The sequence below is a fragment of the Mesorhizobium sp. M8A.F.Ca.ET.165.01.1.1 genome (assembly GCF_004792065.1).
Lineage (GTDB): Bacteria > Pseudomonadota > Alphaproteobacteria > Rhizobiales > Rhizobiaceae > Mesorhizobium.
On sequence record NZ_SRTH01000014.1, the window covers coordinates 119,624 to 142,484 of the forward strand.

Genomic DNA, 22,861 nt, shown 5'->3' on the forward strand with positions numbered 1-22,861 from the left:
CCCATTCCGGGCCGTGTCGTTGATCGGTCCGGCGCGTAGCCGGATTTCTTCAATATTTATTATGTTTATGGAATTTATATACAAAGAAGGATTTTCCGTTTTTGAACCCTTTGCGGGACGGAAATACCAATTTTCTCCGACCGGGCCGGCTTGCGCTTGTCAGCGCGCGACCGCAACGCTCCCGGCATTGGCGCCAACCGGCTCGGCTGAGGGGAGCGTGTCGAACAACCCAGCGATTTCGGCCGCGACCCTTTGTGCATGACGAGCGACCTCCGGCAGGCCCATGAGTTCGCCAAACGTGCCCCGCGCCAACGGACCGGCGACGAAAAGCCCGGCAACCGGCTTGGCATCGCTGCCGATCGCAAGGCTATCGAGGCTGGTCTCGATACCGAGCCCGTATGTGTCGGCCCTAATCAGCCCGGCCTCAGTCAGCGAAAGCAGCGCCGGGTTTGACTGGAGCGCCTGGCCATGAGCCGGCCCTGTCGTGTTGATGACGGCATCGAAGCGTGCCGTCTCGATCCGCGTCTGTCCGCGCCGTTGGAAGCTGACCGCGAGGCTCTCGCCCTCGTCGTTCGACGCGACAAGCCTGGCGGCGATGGTGTCGAACGCGCCGTCCGTCTGGCGGCGGTCGAGCACGGCAGCGACCTGGGGGGCGATCCTGAAGCGATGCACGTCCCAGAACACGCGCAGCTGGCGGACCAGCCTTGCACGCTCCGGCGGAGAAAGGGCCGCCCACAGCGCCGGCCCCTGCAGGCGCAGCTGGTCGAAGACCGACTGCCAGTTGACCCTGGCGGCCTGCGCCGCCGCCAGTGTGCCGCGAATGTTCTTCAGCAGGCCGAGCGCCGATGTGGCCGGTGCCGACGCAAAGTCGCCGAAAGGCTCATGTCTGATATCCGGGTGGCCGCGCGAGCGCAGGCCGCGCCGCGACAGCGCCAGGATGCGGCCGCGATGGCCACGACGATCAAGTTCGGCCACTATGTCGGCCGAGGTCAGCCCGGAGCCGACGATCAGGACCGACGCCTCCAGCCCGATCTCGGCAAGTGCCGACGGTGCGTAGGGATCGGCGATGAAGCCAGGTGCTTCAGCCAAGGAGGCAAGTGGAGTTGGGATCGCCGGCAGAGGATGCGTCGCGGCAAGCACGACGACGTCCGCCGCGACAGGTCCGGCGGAGGTCTGCACGGTCCAGGCCGCGCCATTGGCTTCTCGTATTACCTGCGTAGCCTGAGCTTCGACATGGCGGACAGCACCGGAGTCGAGCCAGGGTGCAAGGTGCTCGGCGACATAGCGGCCGAACACACGCCGGCGCGGAAACACATCGCCGTTCTTCCACAAGGCATCCGGGTCCCGTTCGATTTCGCCACTGCCGGCCAACCAGCGCGCAAAATGCTGCGGGTCTTCAGGAGCCATGCTCATGCGGATGGCCGGGACGTTGACGCGGTGGGATGGTTCTTCGCTGGAATAGGCAAGGCCGCCGCCAAGCGCGGAACGCGGCTCGATCACCGAGATCGACAGGCGCTCCGGCCGATTTGTCCGCGCAAGGTGCCAGGCCACGGCGGCACCGGAAAAACCGCCGCCGATGATGGCGATGCGCAATCGGCGGGCCGGAGGCAGCGCGTTCACGAGGCGCTGGCGAGCGACTTCGGCCGATGGTCGCCGGCGATGGTCTCGCCGAACGGTCCGGTGTTCACCGAAGAGCTGGCGGCCTTGACCGGATGATCGGTCGGCAGTTTCGGCAGCACCAGTTCGCCAAAACGATAGGCTTCCTCCAGATGCGGGTAGCCGGACAGGATGAAGGTGTCGATGCCGAGGCGCCGGTATTCGTCGATGCGCTCGGCGACCGTGTCCGGATCGCCGACCAGTGCGGTTCCGGCGCCGCCGCGCACCAAGCCGACGCCGGCCCACAGATTGGGCGCGATCTCGAGCTTGTCGCGGCGGCCGCCATGCAGCGCGCTCATGCGCGCCTGGCCGACCGAATCCATGCGGGCAAAAACCTTCTGCGCCGAGGCGATGGTCGCGTCGTCGAGCCGGCTGATCAGGCGGTCGGCGGCGGCCCAGGCCTGTTCGGTCGTCTCGCGGGCGATGACATGCAGGCGAATGCCAAAGGAAAGTTTGCGGCCGGCCTTTTCGGCCAACTCGCGCACGGCGTCGAGCTTGCGTTCGACATCGGCCGGGGGTTCCCCCCAGGTCAGATATTTATCGATTTCCTGCGCCGCCACTTGCGATCCGGCGTCCGACGAGCCACCGAAATAGAGCGGCGGATACGGCGTCTGCACTGGCGGGAACAGCAGGCGACCGTCCTCGATGCGGAAATGCTTGCCCTGGTGCTCGACCGTCTCGCCGCTCAGCACGCGCTTGTAGATGTGGAGGAATTCCTGCGTCACCTCGTAGCGCTCGGCATGCGAGAGAAAAATGCCGTCGCCCTTGTTCTCCAGCGGATCGCCGCCGGTGACGACGTTGATCAGCAGGCGGCCGTTGGAGATGCGGTCGAGCGTGGCGGTCATGCGCGCGGCAAGCGTTGGGGACTGCAGGCCGGGCCGCACGGCTACGAGGAAACGCAGCTGCTCGGTCAGCGGCGCCAACGCCGAGGCAATCACCCAGGAATCCTCGCAGGCCCGGCCGGTCGGCAACAGCACGCCGTAATAGCCCAGCGTGTCGGCCGCTTTCGCCACCTGCGTCAGATAGGGCAGGTCAACAGCCCTGCCGCCTTCGGTCGTGCCGAGATAGCGGCTGTCGCCATGTGTCGGCAGGAACCAGAGCACCTTGATGCGGTCGGCGACATCGCGGCTCATGACCTGCCTCCCGCTGGATGGCGGCGGTGACGGCCTAGGTCTGGGGCGGTTGAAGGCAGGCGCAAAAGGTCGGGCATGGCGTGGTCCTGTCCGGGAAACAGATCGCCGATGCAGATTGCTTATTCTATAAATTCTGTAGAGTTAGTTTATTCCAAATCCTCCGCCGCAATTAGAAATTCTTCCTCATGCTGCGCCGTCCGCAACGAGCGGAGAGGCCGGCCAACTATGCAGGGCCGGCCTTGGCCTTGTCAGAACGCCGGTTCCACCGCGTTGACATTGTCCTTGGTGACGACGGTCAGCGGGATCGGCAGCCGGTCCTTGACCTCCTTGCCGTCGATGATCTCGGCCATGGTGTCGATCGCCAGGCGGCCGTCCTCGACCGGCGACTGCACGATGGTCGAATACATTTCGTTGGTGCGGATCGATTCGAACGCGTCCTTCTGGCCGTTGATGCCGACGATCGGCGGCGCCGCCTTGGAGGGATTGGCCTCCTTCCAGGCGTCGATGAAGCCGCGTGCCATGGTGTCGTCATTGGCATAGACGCCGCTGATCTGGTCACCGAAGCGAGTGATGAGGTCGCGGCTCACGACCAGCGCCTTCTGCTGGTCGAAGTCGGCATTGACGGTGTCGAGCACCTTGATGTCGGCGCTGGTTTCCTTGAGGCGGTCGGTGAAGCCGCTGACACGGCCGATCGTCGTGCCGTTGCCGGCCTGGCCGGCGATGATCACGACAGAGCCCTTGCCGCCGAGCGCCTTGCTCAGCGAATCCGCCGCCAGCTTGCCTTCCTCGTAGACGTCAGGTCCGGTGAATGACTTGATGAACGGCTTGGCGTCGTCGCTCATCGGCGAATTGATGAGGATCGCCGGGATGTTGGCCTGCTGCGCGCGGGCCAGGCCAGGGATGTAGGCCTGCGGGTCGAGCGGCCACAGGATGATGCCGTCAACCTTGCGCGCCACGCAGGTGTTGAGCTGCTCGGTGCCCTTCTGGACGTCGAAGTCCTGACTCAGGCTGAGAATCTCGACGCCGAGTTCCTTGGCACGGGCCTCGAGCGCCTTGTTGGCCGGCGTCGCATAGGCGTGCGAATCCGCCGCCGTCACATAGCAGACCGTCTTGGCATTGGCCCAGCCTGTCGACGCCAGCAACGCCACGGCGGCGATCTGGAGCATGCTTCTCTTGCCAATCATATCTTTCCTCCCAATCATGCTTTTCCTCCCAACCATGCTTTTCCTCCCAACCATGCTTTTCCTCCTTGAGTGATTGGATTGTCGCGAACGAGCGCGGGGCGTGTGCCCTGAGCCCTCCCCGTGGTGGTAACGGCCCGATCGAGCATGACGAGCAGGATCAGGATGAGCCCCGATACGACCTGCTGGACGTATGCGGGAACGGACTGGAACTCCATCGCGATGGTCAGCGAGCCGATCGTCAGCACGCCGCCAAGCGTGCCGAGCGCGGATCCCCTGCCGCCTTCGAGGCGGGTACCGCCGACAACGACCGCGGCGATGACGGCAACCGTCAGTTCCGAGCCGAAGACGGGCGACCCGGTGTTGGTGACGAGGCTCTGGAGAACCCCGGCGAAGCCAGCAAGCGTGCCGGCAAAGACAAAGCCGAGAAAGACGATGCGGTCCGAAGCGATGCCGCTCTCCTTGGCGGCCGCCGGATTGGAGCCGACGGCAAAGACATTGCGGCCCGGAATGGTGCGCGTCAGCCAGAAATGCAGCAGTACGATCAGGATGATGAACAGTGCGCTGCGAATGGTGAAGACATCGAGGTAGATCTTGGCCAGAGCCAGCGAAAGCATGATGTCAGTGCCCGACACCGGCTGGCTGTTGGTGATCCAGTGCGCCAGCGAGCGGAAGATCAGCATCGTGGCCAGTGTCAGGACGAGCGAATTCACCTTCAGCCCGACGACCAGGGCGCCGTTGATGGCGCCCGCCAGCGTGCCGGCAAGGATGGCGACGATCGCGGCGGGCAGGATGCCGATCTCTCGCTGCAGGATGACGGATACGATCCCGGCCAGCGCGAACACCGCGCCACCGGATAGGTCGATCTGGCCCGATATCAGAAGCACGGTAAGCCCAATGGCGATCAGGCCGATCGTGGCCGCCCTGTCGAGGCCGAGGCTGAGCGTCGAAGCCGACAGATAACCCGGAACGAGCAGCGCGGAAGCGACCAGGGTAAGGCCGAGGATGATCACGACCCGGTATCGCGAGGCGAGGACGAGAAGACGCATCAAGCCACTCCCCGCTTGCGCAACGCGGCATCCATGCCGACAGCCCCGACAATCAGGATGCCGAGCACGAAACCCTGGATCGGCGTGCGCACGCCGTCGAGCACCATGACGTTGGTCAGAAGCTGCACGAAGATCAGCCCGGCGATCGCCCGCGGCACGGAGCCGAAGCCGCCGATGATCGAGACGCCACCGACCACCACCGCGGTGACGGCGCTGAATTCATAGCCGGCGCCGATGAGCGGTCGTGCGCTTTGCAAGGTCAGGCCGAGCAGCCCGCCTGAAATGCCGGAGGCGAGTGCCGTGATCACAAAGGCGCCGGCCTTCACGGCCTGCACGGGGACGGCACTTGCCTCGGCGGCGCTGTAATTGCCGCCGGTGGCGAGCGTCCATCGGCCCCAGAAGGAGCGCGACAGGACGAAATGGCCGATGAGGGCAATGACCAGGAAGATCAGCACCACGACCGGAATGCCGAACAGGCGGCCCTTGGCGAATTCGGCCGAGGCGGGATTGCTGCCATAGACGATGACGCCGCCAACGGCAGCCTGGACGATGCCCAGCCCGATGGTGCCGATGCCGAGCGTGGCGATGATGGGATTGATGCCGACATAACCGACCAGCACGCCGTTGAGCAGGCCGATCAGACCGGCGAGGCCGACCGCAAGGACAAAGGCGGGCAGAGGCCCGATCATCGGCTGCAGCCCGAGCGACAGGATGGCGCCGCAGGCGATCGTGGCCGGCACCGACAGGTCAGCCAGGCCACCGACCACCAGCACGAAGGTCATGCCGACGACGACGATGCCGACGATGGACATCGAGGTCAGCACATTGAGGAGGTTGCCGGATGTGAAGAAAGCAGGGCTGACAAGTGAGCCATAGAGCATGACGGCGAGGATGGCGAAAGCGAGGCCCGCCTTAGACAGGGCATCGACAAGCTTGCTGCCGCGCGTAAAGCGGTCGGGGGTGACGATCTCCACGGCCGCGTCGGTCACGCCATTTCCTCCCCGGTCGCCAGGGCCATGATGCGCTCTTCGCTGAGTTCGGCGCGCTCCAGCGGCTCGCAGGCATGTCCGTCGCGCATGACCACGACACGGTCGCAGACGCCCAGGATCTCGGGCAGTTCGGACGAGATCATCACCACCGCCATGCCGCTTGCGACGAGCTGGCCGATGATGTTGTGGATCTCGGCCTTGGCGCCGACGTCGACGCCGCGCGTCGGCTCGTCGAGGATCAGCGCCGACGGCCTGGCGGCAAGCCATTTGGCGATGACCGCCTTCTGCTGATTGCCGCCGGAAAGGAGATTGATGCGCCGTTCGCCATCGGGCGGCGAAATCGAAAACTGCTTCACGTAGTCCGCCGCCAACGCCCGGTCGGCACTTCGCCTGATGCGCCCGAAACGGCTCAGGCGCCGCAGGATGGGCAGGCTGATGTTCTCCCGGATCGACATGCCAGGCACGATGCCATCGCCCTTGCGGTCCTCCGGAACGTACGCAATCCCGGCCTTAACGGCCTGCGATGGGGAATTGATCGAGACCTCGCGGCCGTTGACGCTGACCGTGCCCTCGACGAGGCGCGACAGGCCGAAGATTGCGCGCGCCACCTCGGTGCGGCCGGCACCAACCAGGCCGGTCAGGCCCAGTATCTCGCCGGCTCGCACCTCGAAGCTGACATTGCGGAAGCGCGTGCCGTCGCTGATGCGCTCGACGCGCAGCACCGACTTGCCGATCTCGGCCTGGCTTTTGGGAAAGACGTTACTGACCTCGCGGCCGACCATCAGCCTGATCATCTGCGCGGCGGTGATGCCTTCGATCGGGCGCGTCTCGATCATGGAGCCGTCGCGCAGCACGGTCACCTCGTCGGCGATCTCGAGCACGTCCTTCAAGCGATGACTGATGTAGATGATGGCGATGCCGTCATCGCGCATCTTGCGCAGGATCCTGAACAGCGCTGTTGTTTCATGCTCGCTGAGGCTCGATGTCGGCTCATCCAGCACGATGATCCGGGGTTGCGCGGCATAGGCCTTGGCGATCTCGACGAGTTGCTGCTGGCTGATCGACAGATTGCCCAGCCGCTCGCGCGGATTGATGGCCGCTCCGAGTTCGGCAAGGACGGCGCCGGCCTTCCTGACCATCTCGCCCTTGCGCAGAAAGGTCCATTTGCCGGGCATGCGGCCGAGATAGACGTTTTCCGCGACAGTCAGGTCCGGCACCAGATTGATTTCCTGGTGCACCATGCGGATGCCGAGAGCCTGGGCGTCGGCGGGACGGCGCATGCGCACCTCGGCGCCACCGACCTTGATGGTGCCGCTGGTCGGCGCGTAGGAGCCGTTGAGCACTTTCATCAGCGTCGATTTGCCGGCGCCGTTCTCGCCCACGACCGCATGCACGGTGCCGAACCTGACGGCAAAATTGACGTTTGACAGAGCCTTCACGCCCGGAAACGTCTTGCTTATGCCTCTCATGTCCAAGGCGCAGTCGGCGGCGACAGTCATGTCTGGCTAGGTTCCTCCCGGCAGGCCGGCCCGTTGTCCATGGCATCGAGCTGTTGTGTTATTTTAGTATAATTCCATTTTAGAGCGCGAACCAATGCGGCCAGAAGGCATGCCCTCTCGGCGTGCAGCTTGGTTCAGGCCTTCACTTCGCGGTGAAATTCATCACTATCGAGGATCTATTGCACTAATATAACAGTTCTGGCAAGCTGGATTCCGATGACCTGCGCGACCATCCCATTGTCGATAGAGACCACCCCTCGCATCGGGTGCATTCCGATTTACATTCTAATATAATCTGATCATTTCCGGTGAACGAAGCTACGGATTTGCCATGGACCTTGACCCTTCGACCCTCAATCGGGCTCTGCCGCTCCGCGATCAGATCTATCACAAGATCCGCAACCTGATCGTCGTCGGGCAGATGAAGCCGGGGGAAGTGATCAACGAGGTGGCGATCGCCGAAGCGCTCGGCGTCTCGCGCACGCCGGTGCGGGAAGCCGTCAAGCGCATCAGCGACGAAGGCCTGGTGAAGATCCTGGCGCAGACCGGCACCTATGTCGCGCCGATCAGTCGTGCCGATCTGGAAGAAGCCTATGTCATCCGGCGGGCACTGGAGATGGAGAGCGCACGGCGCGCGGCCGTCAAGCTCACACCGGCGTCGGCGGAACTGCTGGAGGACAATATGGCGGCACATCGGCTTGCCATATCGCGCGGCCGATACGCCACCGCGATCCAGCTCGACGACGTCTTTCATCGCACCATTGCCGAGATTTGCGGCCTGCCGATGATTTGGCGCGCCGTCGATATTTCCAAGGCGCAGATGGATCGCGGCCGCTACCTCGCCATTCCAAAGCCCGGCTACGGCGAACAGACGATCGAGCAGCACGAAGCCATCCTCGACGCGCTGAAGCGTCACGATGCCGAAGGCGCCGCGCGGGCGATGGAGCACCACCTCGAAACGTCCTTCCGCAACACGCTCGAAGTCGCCGCCGAGCTTCTCGGCTGAAGCCGGACGGCACCGCAACCGGGACACGATTGGCACATGCGAAGAATGGGACTTTGTATCGGCCTGAAGGCATAGGCGATCGCGGAATACCAGCGCGCACGCCGCGGTCTGGCCGGAGGTGCTGGCCGTCATCCGTTCCGCCACCAACTCTCTTCCTTAACGCCCGGCGAACGCAGCTTATCCAGGCGACGCTTGACCACTAACATTCTATTATATTAGTATTCCTTATGCCTTTCGCCCCCCGGCTTTGTTCGGGGTGGCCTTTTCAGAGTTTGGGTAATGACGCGCTTCATCAAGCTATCGCACGCCGACAACATCCTACTGGCGGTCGATCCATTGGCGGCCGGCGAAAAGGCCGGCGACGTGGCTGCGAGGGCTCGCATCCCGCGCGGCCACAAGATGGCCATGCTCGACATCGGGGCGGATGAACCGATCGTAAAGTATGGCCAAACCATCGGCTTCGCGCGTGGGCCGATCGCGGCCGGAGATTGGGTGCACGAGCACAATGTCTACCTGCGCGATTTCGAGCGCGACTACGAGCATGGCACCGACGTCAGGGAAACGCCGGTCCTTCCCGATGGCGAACGGGCGACTTTCATGGGCTACCGCAGGTCCAACGGCAAAGTCGGCACGCGCAATTTCATCGCCGTCCTGACCTCGGTAAACTGCTCGGCCAGCGTCGCCCGCTTCATCGTGGAAGAGGTCAACCGTTCAGGCATGCTGCGCGACTATCCCAATGTCGACGGCGCCATTGCGCTCGTGCACGGCACCGGATGCGGCATCGACACCAAGGGCCCGGCCTACGATCTGCTGAAGCGCACGCAGTGGGGTTTTGCCACCAATCCCAATGTCGGCGGCGTGCTGATGGTCGGACTTGGCTGCGAAGCTTTCCAGATCCCGCGTTGGATGCAATCTTATAACATCGAGGAAAGCACCACGTTCCGCACAATGACGATCCAGGAAACCGGCGGCACCCGCAAGACCGTCGATGCCGGGGTGAAGGCCATCGTCGAGATGCTGCCGATCGTCAATGCCGCGGAGCGGACGCCGCAGCCGGCTTCCGAGCTGGTGCTGGCGCTACAATGCGGCGGCTCGGACGGCTATTCCGGTATCAGCGCCAATCCGGCACTGGGCGCGGCAGTGGATCTGCTGGTCGCCCAAGGAGGGACCGCCATCCTTTCTGAAACACCCGAAATCTACGGCGCGGAGCATCTCTTGACGCGGCGAGCCGAAAGCCGGGCCGTCGGCGAAAAACTTGTCGAGCGCATCCGCTGGTGGGAGGACTATACCGCCAGGCACGACATGGAGATGAACAACAATCCGTCTCCCGGCAACAAGCTCGGCGGGCTGACCACCATCCTGGAGAAGTCGCTGGGCGCCTCCGCCAAGGGAGGCACGACCAATCTGCGCGCGGTGCTGGAATATGCCGAGCCTATCAACGAGCGCGGCCTCGTCTTCATGGACACGCCAGGCTACGACCCGGTCTCGGCGACCGGTCAGGTGGCGGGCGGTGCCAACATATTGTGCTTCACCACCGGGCGCGGTTCGGCCTTCGGCTGCAAGCCGACGCCGTCGATCAAACTCGCCTCCAACTCCTTCATCTTCGAGCAGATGCCCGACGACATGGACATCAATTGCGGCGACATCCTCGACGGCGTGACGCTGGCGGACAAGGGCGAGGAGATCTTCGCCGAGATCCTGCGCGTGGCATCGGGCGGGCGCACCAAGTCGGAAGCGCTCGGCTATGGCGACAATGAGTTCGTGCCCTGGAGCCTCGGCGCGACGATGTAGCAGTACCGCTCACTTTCAACACGTACCCCCAGTATCTCAGACGGAAAGAACCGCTCGGCATGAACAGGATAGACCTTGACGGCCAACACGCCGTGGTTACCGGAGGCGCGCAAGGCCTCGGCTTCGCGATGGCAAAGCGTTTTGTCGCCTCGGGCGCGACGGTCACCTTGTGGGACCTCGACGAGGCGCGCCTCGATACGGCCAAGCGGGAACTCGGCAAGGCAGCCACGACGCTGGTCGTGGACATAGCCGACTGGGGTTCGGTGGACGCCGCGCGTGCCAGGACGGAGGAGATCGCGAACAAGATCTCCATCCTCGTCAATTCGGCGGGCATTGCCGGCCCCGCCGCCCCGCTCGATACCTACGACGTCGATGTGTGGAAGAAAATCATCGACGTCAACGTCAACGGCACCTTCTACGTCAACCGCGCCGTGGTGCCGGGGATGAAGGAGCGCAATTACGGGCGCATCGTCAACATCGCCTCGGTCGCAGGCAAGGAGGGCAACCCCAACGCCGCCGCCTATTCGGCCTCGAAGGCCGCCGTCATCGGCATGACCAAGTCGCTCGGCAAGGAGCTGGCGCAGTACGACATCGCCGTCAACTGCATCTCGCCGGCCACTGCGCAGACGCGCATCCTCGAACAGCTGACGGCCGAGCACATCGAATACATGCGCTCGCGCATCCCGCGCGGCCGCCTGCTGGAGGTCGACGAGGCCGCCGCCATGGTCGCCTGGCTCGTCTCCAAGGAAAACAGTTTTACAACCGCTTCCACCTTCGACCTGTCGGGTGGGCGAACGACCTACTGACGAAAAGACGCTGTTCAGGCGGGCAGCCGACCAAGGCTGGCGGCGAAGCGCTGCACCATCGCAAGCCCGGTCTCGTTTGGCCGCATCGCTGGCGCACGGTCGTGAATCTGGATACCGGCGCGGGCGCCGAACAGCCGCTTGCCGTAGCAGATCAGGTTCTCGATGCCTTGCATGACGAAGACCGCCGCCGGCAACATTCTTTCGTAGGCCGCCTCGGCCGCTGCTTCGTCTTCGGCGCGGAACGCCTGATAGGCGCGCACGGCGTGGTCGATGCCATCAGGCGCCAGGATCATGCCACGGCAACCGATGCGGAAATTGTCGGTCAATTCCAGCCCGCCCCGCCCGTTGAAGACGGGGATGCGGCCTTCGGTGCGCTCGATCAGGCCGGCAATGTCGGTGACCGGGCCTTCGCCCTTGATCAGCCTGATGTTGGGGTGGAGCGTGACGAGCTCGCGAATCTCGTCCGATGTCAGGCCACGGCCGAAAAAGGCCGGCGCGTTCTGGATCGCCACCGGCAGGTCGGTTGCCTCGGCGACGCGGCCAAAAAAGCGGATGTATTCGGGCGCTCCATAGGATCCAACTGGCGGCGGCTGCAGGATGACCCAATCTGCGCCGAGGCTTTCCGCATGCCGGACCTGGGATATCTGCTCGGCAACGGAAGACCCGAAGATGGTGAAGGCGAGCGGTACCTTGCCGGCGGTGTCCTGCGCCGTCCACTCCATGATCGTGCGGCGCTCCGCCTCGGTCAGCTTGGCGACTTCTGTCGCGAGGCCAAGCGCCGCCATCCCATGCACGCCGCTCGCCAGGCAGATCTCGACCTGCCTGCGCATCGCCGCGCGGTCGAGTTTTTCCTGGGCGTCGAACAGGGCGTAGAGGATGGCGTGAATGCCGTGGAAATCATCGGGCTGGAATTTTGGCATCCCACGCGCCCTCAATGGCTTTCGCGCGGAATGGCGTGGCCACGGTTGCCGACCAGAAAGTCGAGATCGGCGCCACGGTCGGCCTGCAGGACATGGTCGACATAGAGGCCCTGATAGCCGCCGCGCATCGCCGGCTCGGGCGGCTGCCAGGATTGGCGCCGCCGCGCCAGCTCCTGTTCCGACACGTCGAGATGCAGCTTCCGCGCCTCGACATCGAGTTCGATCATGTCGCCGCTCCTGACCAGCGCCAGCGGACCGCCGACGGCGGCTTCGGGTGCGGCATGCAGCACGACCGTGCCGAAGGCGGTGCCGGACATGCGGGCGTCGGAAATGCGGATCATGTCGCGGACGCCCTTTTTCAGGAGCTTTTGCGGCAGCGCCATGTTGCCGACCTCGGCCATGCCCGGATAGCCCTTGGGGCCGCAATTCCTGAGCACCATGATCGAGGTCTCGTCGATGTCGAGTGCGGGATCGTCGATGCGCGCCTTGTAGTCGTCTATGTCATCGAAGACGACGGCGCGGCCGCGATGCTTCATCAGGGATGGTGAAGCGGCCGACGGTTTGATGATGGCGCCATCGGGTGCCAGATTGCCACGCAGCACCGCGATACCGCCATGCGGCGTCAGCGCCCTGTTGCGCGGACGGATGACCTCGGGATTGTCATTCCGGGCGTCGGCGATGTTGTCGCGTACGCTCTTGCCGGTGACCGTCAGCGCGTCGAGATCGAGCATGTCGGCGATCTCTTTCATGACCGCCGGAATGCCGCCGGCGTAGCAGAAATCCTCCATCAGGAAACGGCCTGATGGCATCAGGTCGAGGATGGTCGGCACGTCGCGACCGAAGGCATCCCAGTCATCGAGGCTGAGTTCGGTGCCGACGCGGCCTGCAATCGCCAGCAGATGCACGACCGCATTGGTCGAGCCGCCGATGGCGCCGTTGACGCGGATGGCGTTGGCGAAAGCCTGCTTGGTAAGAATGGCCGAGGGGCGCAGATCGTCATTGACCATCTCGACGATACGCCGCCCGGTCATGCGGGCGATGCGGTTGCGTCGCGCGTCGACGGCGGGATAGGCGGCGTTGCCGGGCAACGCCAGCCCGAGCGCTTCGACCATCGAGGCCATGGTCGAGGCCGTGCCCATGGTCATGCAGTGCCCAGGCGAGCGCGACATGGCGCTCTCGGCATTGGCGAAATCCTGCTCGCTCATGATGCCGGCTCGCACATCCTCGGAGAATTTCCACACATCGGTGCCGGAGCCGATCTGACGACCCTGGAAGCGGCCATTGAGCATCGGCCCACCGGAAATGACGATCGATGGCAGGTCGCAGGAGGCAGCCCCCATGACCAGTGACGGCGTGGTCTTGTCGCATCCGGCCATCAGCACGACGCCATCCATCGGATTGCCGCGGATCGCCTCCTCGACATCCATCGAGGCGAGGTTGCGGAACAGCATCGCCGTCGGCCGCAGATTGGATTCGCCGCAGGAGAACACGGGGAATTCCAGGGGCAGGCCGCCGGCCTCCAGCACGCCGGCCTTGATGTGCTCGACCAAGCCGCGAAAATGCACATGACACGGGGTGAATTCGGAGAAGGTATTGCAGATGCCGATCACCGGGCGGCCATCGAAAGCATCGTCGGGCAGGCCGTTGTTCTTCATCCAGCTGCGATGGATGAAGGCATCCTTGCCTTGGCCGCCGAACCAATGCTGCGATCGTCTCCTGGTCAATGGCCTTCTCCCGGTGCTCAGGCGGGATGCTGAAGCTGGCTCAGCCCGCCATCGACGACGAGGGTCGCCGCGTTCATGAACGGGCACTCGTCGGAAATCATGAACACGGCGGCAAGGGCGATCTCGCGCGCCGAGGCAATGCGGCCGCCGGGATGCAGCGCCATGGTGTTGGCGCGCGCCGCCGCCGGATCAGGAAAACTGTTCCAGTAGTCGATGGCCTTCTGCGTCTCGACATAGCCCGGCGCCAGCGCGTTCACGCGCACGCCCTGCCCGGCATATTCGAGCGCCAGCGATTTGGTCAGCCCAAGCAGAGCGTGCTTGGCGACAGGATAGGGAAAAGTGTGTGGGATGATGGTGAAGCCGTGGGTCGAGGCGATGTTGAGGATCGCCCCGCCGCCATTCGCCAGCATGCCCGGCAGCACCGCCTTGCTGCAGTTCCAGGCGCCCTTGACGTTGACGTCGAAATTGCGGGTCCACTCTTCTTCGGTGGCCTCCAGCGGCGTCGAGAAAACGTTCATTCCGGCATTGTTGATCAATGCGTTAACCGGACCTATCTCGGCGTTCGCGCGGGCAACGGCTGCTTTTATCGCGACCCCGTCGCTGATGTCGGCTGTCGCATGCCCGACATGCCCCTTGGGTGCCGCGAGACCCGCGACGGTCTTCTCCAGCAACGTGCCGTCCTGGTCGACGAGGAACAATTTCGCACCCTCGGCAAGACAGGCCTCGGCGATGGCCAGCCCGATGCCTTGCGCGGCGCCTGTCAGGAAGATGCGTTTGCCGGACAGGCGCTCAGCCATGGGTGTCACTCCAGTCGAAGACGGGTCAACGCCGGCCCAAGGCCGACGAACGCAGATTGTCAAGCAGCACGGCGAGGAGCAGGATCACGCCGCGCACGATGTACTGGTAAAAGGCCGGGATGTTGAGCAGGTTCATGGCGTTCTCGGCGATGCCCATGATCAGCACGCCGACGATGACGCCGGACATTGTGGCACGTCCGCCGGCAAGCGACACGCCGCCGAGCACGCAGGCCGAGATGACCGAGAGTTCAAGCCCGACCGCCGCGTTGGGCTGTCCGGAGGTGATGCGTGACGCCAGCAGGATGCCGGCGATGCCGCAGACGACGCCTTGCAGGGCGAAAATCCAGATGCGCGTGCGGTCGACATTGACGCCGGCCAGCCGTGACGCTTCGGGATTGCCGCCAATGGCCAGCGTGTTCTTGCCGAACACGGTGCGGTTGAGCACGAAGCCAAAAATGCCGAACAGAACCGCCAGCACCCAGACGGGCGTCGGTATGCCTAGGAATTTCGACAGCGCGAGCTGATAGAAATCCGGGCTGTTGATGCCGACGGCGCGCCCGTCGGATGCGATGAGTGCAAGGCCGCGCACGATCTGCATGGTCGCCAGCGTCGTGATCAGCGCGTTGATGCGGAATTTGGCGATGACGACACCGTTGATGAAGCCGACAGAGGCACCGCAGGCGATCGCCGCCAGCAGCCCGAGCAGGATCGAGCCTGTGTAGTTCGACGCCATCACCGCGACCATGCCAGCGAAGGCAACGATGGAGCCAACCGACAGGTCGAAGTCGCGCGCCGCGAGACAGAACATCATGGTGCAGGCAACGATGCCGACGGTAACCACCGACTGCAGCAGGCCAAGCATATTGCGGTCGGTGAGGAAATTGGGAACCAGCAGCGAGACCAGCGCGAAGGCAACGACGAAGATGACGACGAGGCCCTGTTCGCCGAGCACAATCTTCTTCAGCTGATCGGTCATGTCAGGTCCTCAGGATGCGATGGCGTCGGGGGTTTTGGTGTCGGGAAGTGCCGCGGCCAGGATCGCCTTCTCGGCGAACTGGTTGCGTGCAAGCTCGGCATTGATGCGCCCGCCGCACATCACCAGGATACGGTCGCAAATGCCCATCACCTCCGGCAGGTCGGACGAGACGACGACGATCGCCATGCCATCCTCGGCAAGCTGGTAGAGCAGTTCGTAGATTTCCGACTTGGCGCCGACGTCGATGCCGCGTGTCGGCTCATCGACGATGAGGACGCGTACGCCCTGCTCCGACAGCCAGCGGCCAAGGATGACCTTCTGCTGGTTCCCGCCGGAGAGATTGATGATGTCCTGCTTGCGCGATGGCGTGCGCACCTTGAGCTTCTTGATGAAGGTTTCGGCCGTGGCGATCTCGCTGGCGCGGTTCAGGATGCCGAAGCGCGCGTGATGGCGCCGCGAGGAGATGTTGATGTTCTCCTCGATCGAGCGGCCCTGGATGATGCCGTCATGCTTGCGGTCTTCCGAACACAGCACGATGCCGGCGCGGATCGCGCCATGTGGGTCGGCGGCATGGATCGCCTCGCCATCCACCGTGATGGTGCCGCCCGAGCGCGGGTCGGCGCCGAAGACCAGCCGCATCAGTTCCGAGCGGCCTGCACCGATGAGGCCGAAGAAGCCGACGATCTCGCCGGCCCTTGCCTCGAAACTGGCCGGTATCTTCAGTTTTGCTCCGGAGATGGCTTCGACCTCCAGCCTGATGTCGCCGGCCTTGCGTGGCCGAAAACCCCAGATGTCGGAGATTTCGCGGCCGACCATTTCGGCGACAACCTGGTCGCGGGTGACGCCTTTCAGCGATGCGTGGTGCGCCGCGAGCTTGCCGTCGCGCAGCACGGTCAGGCTGTCGCAGAGGCGGAACACCTCGTCGAGCCGGTGCGAGACATAGATGATGACCTTGCCCTCGCCGCGCAGGCGGTCGATCAGGGCAAACAGGATTTCGCTCTCGCGCGACGACAGCGACGAGGTCGGCTCGTCCAACGCGATGACGCGCGCGTCGAGCATGATTGCCTTGGCGATCTCGATCATCTGGCGCTCGCCGATCGACAGCGTCTTGACCTTGCGGCTGATATCGATGTCGATGCCGGCCGATTTCAGCTTGGCGCCGACATCCTCCAGCATCTTGCCGCGCGCGATGACGCCGGCGCTGGCGGGAAAGCGGCCGAGGCTGAGGTTCTCGGCGACGGTGAGTTCCGGCACGAGCTGCAATTCCTGATGAATGACGATGACGCCATTGTCGAAGGCATCCCTTGTCGAGGCATAGGCCTGGACCTTGCCGTCGATGCGGATCTCGCCTTCGTCCGCATGCTGGTCGCCCGAGAGGATCTTGATCAGGGTCGATTTACCGGCGCCGTTTTCGCCCATCAGGCCATGCACTGCGCCCCTGTCGACGCCGAACGAGACGTCCGACAGCGCCTTGACACCCGGATAGGTCTTGGTGATGTGCGAGAAGTCGAGAAAGGACACGGGCGTCGATCCTTCTTGTGCCACGGCAAACAGGCGGCGGCATGAGCCGCCGCCTGTTTGTACAGGGAGGATTATTCGATGCCGAGGCCCTGGCGGACCTTCTGGTAGTCGTCGCGTTTGGCCAGCGCGCCGGAGGTCAGGATCAGCTTCTCCGGTTCCTTGTTGTTGGCGACCCAGTCATACATGTTGAGCGCCGTCTCGTAGCCATGGCGCTTCGGCGAGATGATCACGGTGCCGACAAAGCCAGTGGCGGTCGGCTTCTTGAATTCGTTGATCGCCGAATCCGCGCCGCCGATGCCGACGCCGATCATGCCGTCAGCAGCAATGCCGACGCTTTCGGATGCGCGCACTGCACCGAGCACCGCTTCGTCGTTGAGGCCGAAAGAGACCCACTTCTTGATGTCGGCATGGGCGTTGAGCACCACCGTCGCGGCATTGAGGGCTGCTTCGGTGTCGGTCTTGGCCTGGGGAGCGTCGAAAATGTTCTCGGCCTTGAAGCCGTTGGCCTTCAGCACCGAGATGGCGCCTTCGACACGGTCGACGGCGGTCGGCAACTGGTCATAGGAAACGCGGATCGCACCGACTTCGTCGGCCTTCCAGCCGCGCGCCTTCATCTCATCGACGATCGCCTGGCCGACGGCCTCACCGATCTTGGTGGCCGAGATGCCCATATGCGGCACGTCTTCGAGCGCCTTGCCGTCGGCGCCGACCAGACGGTCGTCGACGGTCATCAGCTTGAGATTGTTGGCGGTGGCCTTGGCGACGATGCCGGGGCCAAGCTTTACGTCCGGCGTGCAGACGATGAAGCCCTGGGCGCCTTGCGCGCCGAGATTGTCGATCGCCGACATCAGCTTCTCACCGTCCTCGGCGCCGATCTTGACGAGGGTAAAACCCTTTTCCTTGGCGGCCTGGTCGGCGAACTTCCATTCGTCCTGGAACCACGGCTCCTCGGGCTGTTTGACGATGAAGCCGATCTTGGTGTCCTGAGCATATGCAGCGATGGTCGTGACGGACAGCACGGCAAGCGCGCCCGCGACGAGCGCGGTCTTCAGAAGTCGCATGATTACCTCCCAGCGATGGCCGGGCGCTCAGCCCGGATGCAGGAGTCTCTAATTGTTTTTATCATACTCGTCAATTGATCTGGTATGATAATTAAGATACATGCTCTGACCAGGGATCGCTGGCGCAAATCATCCGCATCCGGTAAGGCCGGGCCGGTTGTGCGAAACCAGTGGGTTCGCCGCCTTGGAGGAGGGCTGAGGTGACCGAAACGTCTAAGAAGGCTTCAGCCGACACGACCACGCGCCGCCCGCGCGTCATGCCCGATGTGACGAAGGCGATCGCCTCCGACATCTTTTCCGGGCGCTATCCGGCCGGCTCTTCCCTGCCCACCGAAAACGAACTCGGCGTCGAGTATGGCGTCAGCCGCACCGTCATCCGCGAAGCCCTGAAGGTGCTGGCCGCCAAGGGGCTGGTGCTATCGCGGCCGCGCGTCGGCACCATCGTGTGCAACGAGGACGACTGGAACATCATCGACCCGCAAGTGCTGGCCTGGCACGCGCCGCATGCGCTTGACGACAAGCTGTTCGATGCCATCCTGGAGACACGCCGGGCCATCGAGCCGCTGGTCGCCGAGTTGGCCGCCACGCGCGCGACGCTGCAGGAGATCGCCGATCTGGAGGCCGCGTGGCGCGGCATGGCTGATGCCGGCGAGGACCTCGCCGCCTTCTCGCGCAGCGACATTGCTTTCCACCAGATCGTCTATGCCGCCAGCCACAACCCGATCTTCCGCCAGATCGGCAACCTGATCGACACCGGGCTGAAATTCTCGCTGGAAGCGACGGCAACCATCTCGCTCGACCGCCGCATGAAAGCCGTGGCGGCGCACCGCGAAGTGGTGGAGGCGCTGCGCATGCGCGACGCCGGGGCGGCGCGTGGTGCCGCCAACCGGATTCTCGACCTTGCGGCGCGCGACCTCGTCAGCGCCAAGAAACTCAAGAACAACTGAGACCGCGCATGAAAATCATCTCGCTCACCACCTACATCGTTCCGCCACGCTGGCTGTTCCTGAAGATCGAGACAGATGCCGGCGTCACCGGCTGGGGCGAGCCGGTGGTCGAAGGCCGCGCGTTGACCGTCGAAGCGGCGGTCAAGGAGCTTGGCGATTATCTCATCGGCAAGGATCCTCGCCTGATCGAGGATCATTGGACGGTGATGCATCGCGGCGGCTTCTACCGCGGCGGGCCGATCCTGATGAGCGCCATTGCAGGCATCGACCAGGCGCTGTGGGACATCAAGGGCAAGGCGCTCGGCGTGCCCGTGCATGAACTGCTCGGCGGCAGACTGCGCGACACCATCAAGGTCTATTCCTGGATCGGCGGCGACCGGCCGGCGGAAGTGGCGGCTGGCGCCAAGGAAGTCGTGGCCCGCGGCTTCCTGGCGCTCAAGATGAACGGTACGGAGGAACTGCAGATCGTCGACAGCCACGACAGAATAGATGCCGCCGTCGAACGCGTCGCCATGGTGCGCGAGGCGGTCGGGCCCAATACCGGCATCGCCGTCGATTTCCATGGCCGCGTCCACCGGCCGATGGCCCGCATCCTGGTCAAGGAGCTCGAGCCCTACCGCCTGATGTTCATCGAGGAGCCGGTGCTCAGCGAAAACCGCGAGGCGCTGAGGGAGATCGCCGCCCTCGGCTCGACGCCGATAGCGCTCGGCGAGCGGCTCTACAGCCGCTGGGACTTCAAATCCGTGTTCGAGGAAGGCGTCGTCGACATCATCCAGCCCGATCTGTCGCATGCCGGCGGCATCACCGAGTGCCGCAAGATCGCGGCTATGGCGGAGGCGTATGACGTGGCGGTGGCGCCGCACTGCCCGCTCGGACCGATCGCGCTCGCCGCCTGCCTGCAGCTCGATGCCGTGAGCTACAACTGTTTCATCCAGGAGCAGAGCCTGGGCATCCACTACAACGCCGCCAACGACCTGCTCGACTACGCCGCCAACAAGGACGTCTTCCGCTACGAGGATGGCTATGTCGCCATCCCCGACGGCCCGGGGCTCGGCGTCGAGATCGACGAGGAGTATGTCAAGGAGCGGGCCAAGGAAGGCCACCGCTGGCGCAACCCGATCTGGCGCCACAAGGACGGCTCCTTCGCCGAGTGGTGAGCAGCGAGGTCAGCAGCCAAGCTACCACATTTTTTTCTCAGCATTATCGAGCAACGGTCTTCTGACACGTCACCAACGCCGTCCGTGTTCACGATGAGATCAGACGGGAAACTCTTTTCGATAACGAAACCCAGCTTCTCACAAGCGGCAACGCATCGAACGACGGAAATCGATGCGTTGTTCCCAAGCGAGTTGCGTCCAGAGTTATCCGCCCCGATGAAGCATAGAGCCTGTTTGTTGTCGCTATCGCGGCGCATCCTGACGATGCCCGGCGGAGGGTCGCATACGGTAAGTGCCAGCGCCAACCCAGCAAGAGCGAGTGTAATCAGACTGCCGTTCCGCATTGACCTATCCCACCCCGCTGAAACGGAGACGGACCAGTTAGCATGCGCGCTGACAAAAAAGCTGAAACTCTAGAGAACTTGGTGGAGCCAATCGGGATCGAACCGACGACCTCTTGAATGCCATTCAAGCGCTCTCCCAACTGAGCTATGGCCCCACTCCCGGCAGTCTGCCGGCGCCGTTTCCGGCGAGAGATCGGCGAGGGTTGGAAGACCGCGCCGTTAGTGCAGGCGGCTTCTAACCCCGCCTTTCCCAGATATCAAGCCTTCATCGGCGGCTTTTTCTTCACAGGCCGTGAAAGCCGGCAAACGCTTGCGTTCGAGACCTTGTCAGACCTCGTCGTCGTCGTCGCCGACGCCGATCATGTCGGCAACGTCGTCGTCTTCTTCCTCTTCGTCGGCAAGGAAGGTGTCATCCTCGTCGTCGCCGAGATCGACATCATCCTCGTCGTCGCCGAGATCGGGAAGATCGTCGCCGCCCTTGGCCTCGTCATCGGCCTCTTCCAGCGAAACGACTTCGGCGCCCTCTTCGTCCTCGGCGTCCACTTCCTTCTCGGCCACTTCCTCCTCCTCCTCGACGGCGGCGATCTTGCCTTCGTCGAAATAGGAACGCGGATAGCTCTTGCCGGTATAGGGCGAGACGATCGGGTCTTTGTTCAGGTCGTAGAATTTCCGGCCCGTTTCAGGGTCGATGCGTTTTGTGCCAAGTTCGGTTTTTGCCACGGCAAGCCTCGTCAATAAAAGAGTGGTCCCCTTAACCACAGTTTGCAGCGCTGTCAAAGCGAAAAGCCGGCGTCACAAAACCAAGCATTCAAAGGCCTCGCGCCAAGTGACGACCATGGGGATGACCATTTCGCCTCGCCGTGATAGGAGACCGCCGCAACAAATGAAAAGCGCCGGACCGCCGGCATTCCGTCCAGGGAAATTCCATGTCACACGCCGCCGCTGCCAAGCCGGCCACCGCCCGCAAATCATCCGCCCTTTCCGGCACGGCCCGTGTGCCGGGCGACAAATCGATCTCGCACCGCTCCTTCATGTTCGGGGGGCTTGCCTCCGGCGAAACGCGCATCACCGGCCTGCTCGAGGGCGAGGACGTGATGCGCACGGGCGCGGCCATGAAGGCGATGGGCGCGCATATAGAGAAGCACGGCGCCGAATGGGTGATCCGCGGCACCGGCAATGGCGCGCTGCTGCAGCCGGAAGGCCCGCTCGATTTCGGCAATGCCGGCACCGGTTCGCGGCTGACCATGGGGCTTGTCGGCACCTACGACATGGAAACGACCTTCATCGGCGATGCCTCGCTGTCCGGCCGGCCGATGGGCCGCGTGCTGGAACCCCTGCGCCAGATGGGCGTGCAGGTGCTGAAGGCGACGCCCGGCGACCGCATGCCGATCACGCTGCATGGCCCAAAGCACGCAGCCCCGATCACCTACCGCGTGCCGATGGCCTCGGCGCAGGTGAAGTCGGCGGTGCTGCTGGCCGGCCTCAACACGCCGGGCATCACCACCGTGATCGAGCCGGTGATGACGCGCGACCACACCGAAAAGATGCTGAAAGGCTTTGGCGCCAATCTGTCGGTCGAGACCGACGAGCGCGGCGTGCGCCACATTTTTATCGAAGGCCAGGGCAAGCTCACCGGCCAGACCATCGCGGTGCCGGGCGACCCTTCCTCGGCCGGTTTCCCGCTGGTGGCGGCGCTGATCGTGCCGGGCTCTGATATCACGATCGAGAACGTGCTGATGAACCCGACCCGCACCGGCCTGCTTCTGACGCTGCAGGAAATGGGCGGCCAGATCGACATTTTGAACCCACGCAATGCCGGCGGCGAGGATGTCGCCGATCTGCGCGTGCGCTATTCCGAGCTCAAGGGAGTCACCGTGCCGCCGGAGCGGGCGCCGTCGATGATCGACGAGTACCCGGTGCTGGCTGTCGCGGCCAGCTTCGCCGAGGGCGAGACGCTGATGCAGGGGCTGGAGGAGCTGCGGGTGAAGGAATCCGACCGGCTGTCGGCCGTCGCCAACGGGCTGAAACTCAACGGCGTCGACTGCAACGAGGGCGAGGCGTCGCTTGCCGTGCGCGGCAAGCCGGGCGGCAAGGGCCTGGGAGGCCATCCCAACGGCCTGGATACGACGGTCAAGACGCATCTCGACCACCGCATCGCCATGAGCTTCCTGGTCATGGGGCTGGCGACGGAGAAGCCGGTCACCATCGATGACCAGGCGATGATCGCGACGAGCTTTCCGGAGTTCATGGGGCTGATGGCGGGGCTGGGCGCGGAGATCGGGTGAATTGTCGATGGCAATTGCA

Annotated in this window: 19 protein-coding genes and 1 tRNA gene; 6 read left to right on the forward strand and 14 right to left on the reverse strand. The window is 63.9% G+C overall.

The features are described from left to right. Window positions 1-159: 159 nt before the first annotated feature. The 6 genes from EN808_RS28070 to EN808_RS28095 form a co-directional block, all read right to left on the reverse strand. Window positions 160-1,620, reverse strand: coding sequence for an FAD/NAD(P)-binding protein (locus EN808_RS28070; protein WP_135917318.1), 1,461 nt, complete (start codon window positions 1,618-1,620; stop codon window positions 160-162). Next, the gene (ssuD, locus tag EN808_RS28075) at window positions 1,617-2,789 is read right to left on the reverse strand and encodes an FMNH2-dependent alkanesulfonate monooxygenase (RefSeq protein ID WP_135917319.1); all 1,173 of its coding nucleotides are present in this window, start codon (window positions 2,787-2,789) and stop codon (window positions 1,617-1,619) included. Before ssuD ends, EN808_RS28070 begins: the two co-directional genes overlap by 4 nt. A 248-nt stretch (window positions 2,790-3,037) precedes the next feature. Continuing rightward, on the reverse strand, window positions 3,038-3,973 hold the full coding sequence (locus tag EN808_RS28080) for a sugar ABC transporter substrate-binding protein (protein ID WP_135862367.1): 936 nt from the start codon (window positions 3,971-3,973) through the stop codon (window positions 3,038-3,040). A gap of 14 nt (window positions 3,974-3,987) precedes the next feature. Next, window positions 3,988-5,019 (reverse strand): ABC transporter permease, encoded by a 1,032-nt coding sequence (locus EN808_RS28085; RefSeq protein ID WP_135917320.1) that lies wholly within the window; start codon window positions 5,017-5,019, stop codon window positions 3,988-3,990. Next, a complete protein-coding gene (locus EN808_RS28090; protein ID WP_189524179.1) occupies window positions 5,019-6,008 on the reverse strand; it encodes an ABC transporter permease in 990 nt (329 codons plus the stop codon). The genes EN808_RS28085 and EN808_RS28090 overlap by 1 nt, the downstream gene beginning before the upstream one ends. Further along, window positions 6,005-7,507 carry a sugar ABC transporter ATP-binding protein gene (locus EN808_RS28095; RefSeq protein ID WP_135862371.1) on the reverse strand — a complete coding sequence of 501 codons (1,503 nt, stop codon included), beginning with the start codon at window positions 7,505-7,507 and terminating at the stop codon, window positions 6,005-6,007. The genes EN808_RS28090 and EN808_RS28095 overlap by 4 nt, the downstream gene beginning before the upstream one ends. A 331-nt stretch (window positions 7,508-7,838) precedes the next feature. Between EN808_RS28095 and EN808_RS28100 the strand changes: the two genes are divergently transcribed. From EN808_RS28100 to EN808_RS28115, 3 genes are all read left to right on the forward strand, one after another. After that, window positions 7,839-8,513 (forward strand): GntR family transcriptional regulator, encoded by a 675-nt coding sequence (locus EN808_RS28100; protein WP_127278177.1) that lies wholly within the window; start codon window positions 7,839-7,841, stop codon window positions 8,511-8,513. Between the two features lie 279 nt (window positions 8,514-8,792). After that, window positions 8,793-10,304, forward strand: a complete 1,512-nt coding sequence (locus EN808_RS28110) for an altronate dehydratase family protein (protein WP_127278176.1) — start codon at window positions 8,793-8,795, stop codon at window positions 10,302-10,304. A gap of 59 nt (window positions 10,305-10,363) precedes the next feature. Continuing rightward, the gene (locus EN808_RS28115; RefSeq protein WP_127278175.1) at window positions 10,364-11,110 is read left to right on the forward strand and encodes an SDR family NAD(P)-dependent oxidoreductase; all 747 of its coding nucleotides are present in this window, start codon (window positions 10,364-10,366) and stop codon (window positions 11,108-11,110) included. Window positions 11,111-11,124: 14 nt separating this feature from the next. On the opposite strand, the gene EN808_RS28120 is transcribed toward EN808_RS28115, so the two are convergent. From EN808_RS28120 to EN808_RS28145, 6 genes are all read right to left on the reverse strand, one after another. Beyond that, a complete protein-coding gene (locus tag EN808_RS28120) occupies window positions 11,125-12,030 on the reverse strand; it encodes a dihydrodipicolinate synthase family protein (RefSeq protein WP_127278174.1) in 906 nt (301 codons plus the stop codon). Between the two features lie 11 nt (window positions 12,031-12,041). Then, entirely contained in the window at window positions 12,042-13,754 is a 1,713-nt protein-coding gene (gene araD, locus EN808_RS28125; protein ID WP_127872957.1) for an L-arabinonate dehydratase, read from the reverse strand. A 17-nt stretch (window positions 13,755-13,771) separates the two neighbouring features. Then, the gene (locus tag EN808_RS28130) at window positions 13,772-14,551 is read right to left on the reverse strand and encodes an SDR family oxidoreductase (protein WP_135917321.1); all 780 of its coding nucleotides are present in this window, start codon (window positions 14,549-14,551) and stop codon (window positions 13,772-13,774) included. A gap of 25 nt (window positions 14,552-14,576) precedes the next feature. Beyond that, entirely contained in the window at window positions 14,577-15,527 is a 951-nt protein-coding gene (gene araH / locus EN808_RS28135) for an L-arabinose ABC transporter permease AraH (protein ID WP_135917322.1), read from the reverse strand. A 9-nt stretch (window positions 15,528-15,536) separates the two neighbouring features. Continuing rightward, entirely contained in the window at window positions 15,537-17,048 is a 1,512-nt protein-coding gene (araG, locus tag EN808_RS28140; RefSeq protein WP_135917323.1) for an L-arabinose ABC transporter ATP-binding protein AraG, read from the reverse strand. A gap of 71 nt (window positions 17,049-17,119) precedes the next feature. After that, a complete protein-coding gene (locus tag EN808_RS28145) occupies window positions 17,120-18,109 on the reverse strand; it encodes an arabinose ABC transporter substrate-binding protein (RefSeq protein ID WP_127275810.1) in 990 nt (329 codons plus the stop codon). Between the two features lie 257 nt (window positions 18,110-18,366). Between EN808_RS28145 and EN808_RS28150 the strand changes: the two genes are divergently transcribed. Both EN808_RS28150 and dgoD read left to right on the forward strand, forming a co-directional pair. After that, window positions 18,367-19,056 (forward strand): FadR/GntR family transcriptional regulator, encoded by a 690-nt coding sequence (locus EN808_RS28150; RefSeq protein ID WP_245520832.1) that lies wholly within the window; start codon window positions 18,367-18,369, stop codon window positions 19,054-19,056. An 8-nt stretch (window positions 19,057-19,064) separates the two neighbouring features. Beyond that, complete coding sequence (dgoD, locus tag EN808_RS28155; RefSeq protein WP_135917325.1) at window positions 19,065-20,213, forward strand: galactonate dehydratase; 1,149 nt, start codon at window positions 19,065-19,067, stop codon at window positions 20,211-20,213. Window positions 20,214-20,636: 423 nt separating this feature from the next. On the opposite strand, the gene EN808_RS28160 is transcribed toward dgoD, so the two are convergent. Both EN808_RS28160 and EN808_RS28165 read right to left on the reverse strand, forming a co-directional pair. Then, a tRNA-Ala gene (locus EN808_RS28160) sits at window positions 20,637-20,712 on the reverse strand. A gap of 172 nt (window positions 20,713-20,884) precedes the next feature. After that, window positions 20,885-21,277 carry a TIGR02300 family protein gene (locus tag EN808_RS28165; protein WP_127275813.1) on the reverse strand — a complete coding sequence of 131 codons (393 nt, stop codon included), beginning with the start codon at window positions 21,275-21,277 and terminating at the stop codon, window positions 20,885-20,887. Between the two features lie 206 nt (window positions 21,278-21,483). On the opposite strand from EN808_RS28165, the gene aroA reads away from it, so the two are divergent. Then, a complete protein-coding gene (gene aroA / locus EN808_RS28170; RefSeq protein WP_135917326.1) occupies window positions 21,484-22,842 on the forward strand; it encodes a 3-phosphoshikimate 1-carboxyvinyltransferase in 1,359 nt (452 codons plus the stop codon). The last annotated feature ends 19 nt before the right edge of the window (window positions 22,843-22,861 follow it).

Bases quoted from the DNA above. Each gene is read 5' to 3' on its own strand.
- EN808_RS28100 (WP_127278177.1), top strand. From the start codon at position 7,839: ATGGACCTTGACCCTTCGACCCTCAATCGGGCTCTGCCGCTCCGCGAT.
- ssuD (WP_135917319.1), bottom strand. From the start codon at position 2,789: ATGAGCCGCGATGTCGCCGACCGCATCAAGGTGCTCTGGTTCCTGCCG.
- EN808_RS28145 (WP_127275810.1), bottom strand. From the start codon at position 18,109: ATGCGACTTCTGAAGACCGCGCTCGTCGCGGGCGCGCTTGCCGTGCTG.
- araH (WP_135917322.1), bottom strand. From the start codon at position 15,527: ATGACCGATCAGCTGAAGAAGATTGTGCTCGGCGAACAGGGCCTCGTC.
- EN808_RS28120 (WP_127278174.1), bottom strand. From the start codon at position 12,030: ATGCCAAAATTCCAGCCCGATGATTTCCACGGCATTCACGCCATCCTC.
- aroA (WP_135917326.1), top strand. From the start codon at position 21,484: ATGTCACACGCCGCCGCTGCCAAGCCGGCCACCGCCCGCAAATCATCC.
- EN808_RS28085 (WP_135917320.1), bottom strand. From the start codon at position 5,019: ATGCGTCTTCTCGTCCTCGCCTCGCGATACCGGGTCGTGATCATCCTC.
- EN808_RS28130 (WP_135917321.1), bottom strand. From the start codon at position 14,551: ATGGCTGAGCGCCTGTCCGGCAAACGCATCTTCCTGACAGGCGCCGCG.
- EN808_RS28110 (WP_127278176.1), top strand. From the start codon at position 8,793: ATGACGCGCTTCATCAAGCTATCGCACGCCGACAACATCCTACTGGCG.
- EN808_RS28115 (WP_127278175.1), top strand. From the start codon at position 10,364: ATGAACAGGATAGACCTTGACGGCCAACACGCCGTGGTTACCGGAGGC.
- dgoD (WP_135917325.1), top strand. From the start codon at position 19,065: ATGAAAATCATCTCGCTCACCACCTACATCGTTCCGCCACGCTGGCTG.
- EN808_RS28150 (WP_245520832.1), top strand. From the start codon at position 18,367: ATGCCCGATGTGACGAAGGCGATCGCCTCCGACATCTTTTCCGGGCGC.
- EN808_RS28095 (WP_135862371.1), bottom strand. From the start codon at position 7,507: ATGACTGTCGCCGCCGACTGCGCCTTGGACATGAGAGGCATAAGCAAG.
- EN808_RS28080 (WP_135862367.1), bottom strand. From the start codon at position 3,973: ATGATTGGCAAGAGAAGCATGCTCCAGATCGCCGCCGTGGCGTTGCTG.